Source organism: Streptomyces durocortorensis (assembly GCF_016901035.1).
Classification (GTDB): Bacteria; Actinomycetota; Actinomycetes; order Streptomycetales; family Streptomycetaceae; genus Streptomyces; species Streptomyces durocortorensis.
This window is the reverse complement of the sequence record NZ_JAFEUF010000336.1, coordinates 1-6,155: the sequence shown is the minus strand read 5'-3', so window position 1 is coordinate 6,155 and position 6,155 is coordinate 1. Positions and strand designations below refer to the sequence as shown.

Genomic DNA, 6,155 nt, shown 5'->3' with positions numbered 1-6,155 from the left:
CCGCCGCGCGCCCGCGGCGCCCCGCCCGCCGCCGGGCGCCGCGCGGCTGGCTCTTTCGGCGCTGCCCCCGGCGCCCTCTCCGCGGCCGGCCCGCCCCCCCCCCCCCCCCCCCCCCCCCCCCCCGCCTCGCTCCCGTTCGCACCGCTCAGCTGCTCACGGCCGGGCCGGCTCCACCGCCACGCCCATGAACTGGCCGGCGCTACGGTTCGGGGTCAGCCCCAGCCGCCACGCCTGCCAGCCGTCCTCCAGGTCGACGCCCCGCTCCAGCGCCACCGCGAACGCCGCCGCCGACTGCTCCAGCTTGCCGTCCCGCGCCGGGTGCCGGGCCGCCATCAGCTCGGCCAGCTCCTGCTGGGCCACCACCGTGCCCACCTCGCTGCCCCCGGGCGAGGCGTACGGCAGCAGCGTGCAGCGCAGGAAACGGGCCCAGTCGCCGCCCCGCGCGTCCCCGTACGAGGCGAACAGCTCCGCCGCCTCCCCGCACAGCTCCAGTGCCTGCGGGGCCCGCCCGTTGCCCGCGTCGATCAACGCCAGCTCCACGCACGCCCACGCCTCCCCGTACGGCACCTTGATCCGCCGGAAGTCCGCCCGGGCGTCCATCAGCAGCTGCCGGGCGAACCCCGAATTGCGCAGGTTGCCCGTCTGCGCGGCCCGCTGGTCGCGGGTCACCCGGCCCGAGTGGTGCCGGGCGCACGCCAGCCCGTACACGTCCCGCATCCGGGAGAACATCGTCCGGGCCCGCTCCAGCTCGCGCACCGCCTGATCGGTGTCCCCGTCCTCCTCCAGCGCCTGACCGAGGTAGTACAGGGTCCACGCCTCACCGCGCGCGTCCTCGTTGTCCCGGTGCCGGGCCAGGGCGTCGCGCAACTGCTCCAGGGCGGCCGCCGGATCGCCGTCCAGCAGCCGGGCCCGGGCCAGCTGGGTGATCGCCCACGCCTCACCGCGCCCGTCGCGGGTGCGCCCGTACAGCTCCAGGGCCGTGCTCAGCGCCTCCTCGGCCGGGACGACCTCTCCCGTACGCAGCCGCACCTGGCCCAGCTGGAACTGCGTCCACGCCTCGCCGTGCAGCGACTCGCCCTCCCGGTGCAGCCGCAGCGCGTCGGCCAGCAGCGCCAGCGCCCTCGGCAGGTCGCCCCGGTCCCGCTCGACGGCGGCCAGCGCGTGCAGCGACCAGGCCCGGTCCTCGGCCTGCGCCTCGGAGGACTGGAGGGCCAGCGCCTCCTCCAGCCGGGCGGCCGCCTCGGTCAGATTGCCCTGGTGGTGCAGGGTGATCCCGAGCGAGCACAGCGCCAGCGCCTCGCCCGCGTCGTTCTGCGCCTCGTGGTAGAGCCCGACCACGGAGGACAGCGTGGTGCGGGCCTTGTCCAGCTCGCCGAGCTGCCGGGCCGCGATGCCCGTACGCCACTGCACCGAGCGCTCCAGCAGCCCCTGGTCCACGGCCTGGGTCAGCTCGCTGATCTCGCCCAGGCGGTACAGGTCGCCGCGCAGCAGGCAGTAGTCGCACAGCGCGCCCAGCAGATGCAGCACCGTGGCCTGGTCGACTCCCTCCGCGTGCCGCAGTGCGGAGGTGATGAAGCTCGACTCGTCGTCCAGCCAGCGCAGCGCCGAGTCCAGCGACCCGAAACCGTGCGAGCCGAACTGCCCGGCGCGGGTCGACATCTTCCCGTCGACCATCCGGATCACCGCGTCGGCCAGCTCCGCGTAGTTCGTCAGCAGCCGCTCCTGGGCGGCCGTCCGCTCGGCCGGCTCCTCCTCGTCCAGCAGCCGGGCCAGCGCGAAGGCCCGCACCAGGTCGTGCAGCCGGTAGCGCGACCCCCGGACGCGGGTGAGCAGCCCGGCCCGCGCCAGCACGGTCAGCAGCCGCTCCGCCTCCTGCTCGTCGGCGGAGAGCAGCGAGGCCGCCGCTGCCGCCCCCAGGCTCGCCCGGCCCGCCAGCGCGAGCCGCCGCAGCAGCCGCCGGGCCTGATCGCCCTGGTCGGTGTAGCGCAGCCACAGGGCCCGCTCCACCGGGGCCACCGGCCCGTACGCACCGAGGTCCTCCGCCAGCGTGTGCCGGCTCCGGGCCCCGAGCGCGGAACCCGCCACCCGCAGCGCCAGCGGCAGCCCGCCGCACAGCTCCACGACGGCGTCCGTGGACGGGTAGTCGTACGGCCCGGACTCCTCCTCCTCGGCCACCTCCCGCAGCAACTCCTCCGCGCCCGCCGCGTCCAGCGGCCCGACCGGCAGCTGGTGCACCCAGGCCGGCAGGTCCTCCGGCAGCTCCAGCGGCTCCCGGGCGGTGACGATCACCAGGGAGTCCGAGCGCTCCGGCACCAGGGTGCGCACCTGCCCGGCGTCCGTCGCGTCGTCCAGCACGATCGTGACCGGCGTCCCCGTGAGGTGCTGGTGGTACAGCTCGGAGAGCCGCCGCACCTGCTGCTCGGCCGACGCGCCTTCCCGGAACAGCAGTTGCTCGCGCGGCGCGCCCAGCCGGTTCAGCAGGTGCAGCAGCGCGTCCCGGGTCGGCAGCGGGTTCTCCCCGGCCACCTGGCCCCGCATATCGACCACGCACGCGCCCCGGAACTGGTCCTTGAGCGCATGGGCCGCCCGTACCGCGAGCGCGGTCCGCCCCGACCCCGGCTCACCGTGCAGCACGACCACGGTCGGCCGGGTCTGCGTGGAGGCGCGGGCCGCGTGCACCCACTGGGCGATCTGCGCCAGCTCGGCCCGCCGCCCGGTGAACGGCCCCTCCGCCTGCGGGAGATGGCCGAACGACTGCTCCAGCACCACCCGGGTCCGGGCCGCGGCGCTGCGGTCGCCGCCGCGCAACTGCCTTACCACCGGGGCCGTCTGCTTCTTCGGGGCGCGCTTGGCCGGCGTCAGCATGCGCTGCTGGTCCAGATACGGGCGGATGCCCCGTACCTCCAGGGCGGTCAGCCACTGGAGCCGCAACTGCTCGGCCCCGCCCGGCTGTCCGGCCGCCGCGGCCCGGCGGTGGGCGGCGGGCCAGTGCGAGGTGGTCACCTTCGCCACGGTCGTCGCCGTGCCGGCCACCGCGACGGCCGCGCCCGCGCCGAACGCCAGGCCGGTGTTCGCCCCGAGCGCCAGATCCGCGCCGAACGCGGCGGCCGCGGCAACGCCCGTCACCAGCAGGGGCGTTCCGAGGTTCGCTCTGCTGAAGCGCTCCGCCAGCGGACGGTCCCCGGCCGCCGCCGAGTCCAGCGCCTGCGTGTACGCGGCGTACTCCTCGCTCGCGCCGGCGGCCATGGTGTCGAGCGCGGCCCGCGCCCGCGACAGCAGCGCACCGGCATCCGTCCGTCCGCCGGTGCGCCGCGCCTCCTCCTCCACGGCGCGCACCAACAGCCTCTCGGCTTCCGCCCGATGGCTGTCCCGCATAAGTGTCCCCCTCCGAGTGCTGCGCTCCGGACCTCGGTTCCGGAGCGTCAGATGCCAAGCGTCGGATATCAAGCGTCGGGGTCAAGTGTCCTGCGTGGCGCGCTCCGGCGCGAGGGGCACCGGGCAAGGGGAGGGTCAAGGCGCGGGCGGACGGCTGTCGTCGACGAGGAACGACGTGCCCAGCCGGCCCCCCTTCCCGGAGCTGATCACCCCGCTGTCGAGATCGGCCGTGCCGCGCAGATACGCCCCGCCCCAGCCCCGGCCCGCCAGGAAGACGCCCCAGGTGAGCACCACCGGCTCGGTGGCGCCCCCGCCCGGAACGGGGAACTCCTCCGCCACGGGCCGGACCCGGCGCTGAAGGACGTACGGGCCGTCCACCGCCGCGTGGACGGCGGCGGCCCACGCGTCGGCCGAGGTCTCCCACCCGGCCAGCACGTCCAGACCGCTGTGCGAGCTGCTCGCCTTGAGCACCAGCGCGTCGCGGTGCGCCTCGGCGTACCGGAGCAGCTCCACCCGCTCCCCGGCGACCTCGGTCCGCTCGTCCCGGACCAGCCGGGTCCACGGGAGCAGCGCGTCGATCGCCTCCCGCTCGGCCCGGTCGAACAGCTGCCGTTCACGGGTGTCGCTGAGGAGCGCCAGCGCGGCCTTGCTGCCGTACACCTCGTTCTCCAGCGGGGTGAACAGGTGCACCAGACCGCGATCTGCGGCCCGGGACAGCGGCGCGAGCAGGGCGGCGTCCTCGGCGGTGACGACGTCGTTGATGACGAACCAGCGGTGGACGAGGTCGATCCGGCGTCCGGAGACGTGGACGCCGTCCGCGCGGTACTCCACCTGCCCGAGGTGACAGGGCACGGCCTCGACGCCGTGCTCCGCGAGCAGCACGGCCATCCGGTTCAGGTGCCGCTCCATCACCGGGTAGCTGCCGGGCCACTCCAGCAGGGCCACCACCGGGCTCGCTGCGGGGTCGAAGCCGGGGAACGACTGCCGCCACAGGTCCAGCAGGACCTCGATCCCGTCCGTGAAACCGAGACCGTGCTCCCGCGCGAAGGAAGCGACGTACGGCTCCTGGAGCAGGGTCCGGTTGAGCAGGGCGATGTCCCAACCACCCAGCGGGCTACCGCCGTTGAGTTCGAGGAGCCGGAAGCCGTCCGCCTCGCGGTAGAGATCGGCGCGGGCGCAGCGGGGCAGCTCACGCGGTCTGCCGTCCGCCCGCAGCGTGGCGGCGATCTGCTCCGGCGGCCAGCCGAGGGCGGCGGTGAACGCCCGCAGATCACCCCCGTACAGGCGCTCGGGCAGCGTCAGCAGGAGGTCGTACAGGCGGCTGATCCGCTCGCCCACCTCCCGGCTCTCGCCCCGGCCGAGCAGGACCGGGCGGGTCAGGAACGCGTCCCCGTAGATGTCTCCGGCCAGCGGGGAGGCGGCGCAGGTGCGTTCCGGGGTGCACCCGGCGGGCAGGTTCCGCAGATACTCCCGGGTCAGCCGGGCGGCGGCGCCCATCAGCCGACGTCGACCGTGACGTCCGCGAGCACCTTCGCCGCGGCCGCGTTCACCTCGGCGGCGGTGCCGGCGTGCAGGATCACGTACCCGACGCGCGCGTCGTTGTCCCCCGGGGCGCGCACCTGGCCGCCCGGCTCGACGGTGAGCCTGCTCAGGGCCACCGCGCCCGCCTCGCCGATCCCGCTGACCGAGCGGAGGGTTCCGCCGCGCGGCGGGACCAGGAAGCGGATGCCCGCCGCCGTGTCCGCGGTGGGGGTGAGCGAGGGCTCCAGACCGAGGGCGATCTGTACGTAGATCCTGGCCTCGTCGACGCCCCGCGCCTGCCGCATCAGGGCGACGATGTGGTCGCCGGGCAGCCGGGCGCCCAGCTCGATCACGCGGGTGGTGCCGTCCGGGAGCAGCTTGAGCTCGATGTGCGCGACGCCGTTCGTGACGCCGAGGGCCCGCGCGGCCGCCACCGCGGCCTGCCGCAGGGTGTCCACCGACGCCTCGTCCAGCTCGGCGGGAACGGTGTGCCCCAGCTCGGCCCGCCGGCCGCCCCCGGTGGTGAACTTGTCGTACGGGAACAGCGGCGTCACCACTCCGCGCACCGACACCGTCTCGATGCTGAACTCGGTCCCGCCGACGTACTCCTGGACGATCACATGCGGGTCCAGCGGGATGCCGTGCGGCAGCTGGAACAGGTGGGACTGGGCCGCCGCGAAGGCCGTCGCCAGCTCCTCGTCGCTGTGGACCACCGCCACGCCCCAGGAACCGGACTGCTCGGAGGGCTTCACCACGAGGGGGTAGGCCAGGCCCGCCGCCTCCACCGCGCGGTACGCCTCCTCGACGGTCCGCGGGGCGAGCGTCCTGGGGGCCGGGACGCCGTGCTCGGCGAAGGCGCGCGCCATGATGCGCTTGTTACGGCAACTGAGCGCGCGGGAGGCATCGTTGCCGGGCAGCCCCAGGTCGGCGGCGAGCCGGGCGACCAGCGGGGTCAGGAACTCCCAGCAGGCGACCACACCGGTGACGCCCTCGGCGCGGGCCAGTTCGGTGAGCTGCCGCAGGGCGCCCTCGCTGTCGGAGAAGTCGGTCAGGACGAGCTTGCCGTTCTCCCTGATCTTGCGCTTGACCACCGGCGAGTACCAGTCGTCGTGGACGTCCTGGTGGGTGACGACGATGACCTCGACGCCCAGGTCCCGGGCGGCGTCGAGGACGTACTCGGCGGTGTTCCCCATGGCTTCGAGGAGGAGCAGTTTGGGCATGGTGTGGTGGCCGTTTCTGGGAGTGGCGGGGGAGGGGTG

General features: G+C 75.1%; 3 protein-coding genes. All 3 read right to left on the bottom strand.

Annotation, left to right across the window (positions count from 1 at the left end; all coding sequences use genetic code 11):
- Window positions 1-153 precede the first annotated feature (153 nt).
- The gene (locus tag JS521_RS33030; protein WP_205086580.1) at window positions 154-3,375 is read right to left on the bottom strand and encodes a tetratricopeptide repeat protein; all 3,222 of its coding nucleotides are present in this window, start codon (window positions 3,373-3,375) and stop codon (window positions 154-156) included.
- 135 nt (window positions 3,376-3,510) lie between these two features.
- A complete protein-coding gene (locus tag JS521_RS33025; protein ID WP_205086579.1) occupies window positions 3,511-4,872 on the bottom strand; it encodes a hypothetical protein in 1,362 nt (453 codons plus the stop codon).
- Window positions 4,872-6,155: ATP-grasp domain-containing protein (locus JS521_RS33020; RefSeq protein WP_239488169.1), on the bottom strand; the 1,284-nt coding region annotated here is incomplete at its 5' end. The genes JS521_RS33020 and JS521_RS33025, both read right to left, overlap by 1 nt.

Bases quoted from the DNA above. Each gene is read 5' to 3' on its own strand.
- JS521_RS33030 (WP_205086580.1), bottom strand. From the start codon at position 3,375: ATGCGGGACAGCCATCGGGCGGAAGCCGAGAGGCTGTTGGTGCGCGCC.
- JS521_RS33025 (WP_205086579.1), bottom strand. From the start codon at position 4,872: ATGGGCGCCGCCGCCCGGCTGACCCGGGAGTATCTGCGGAACCTGCCC.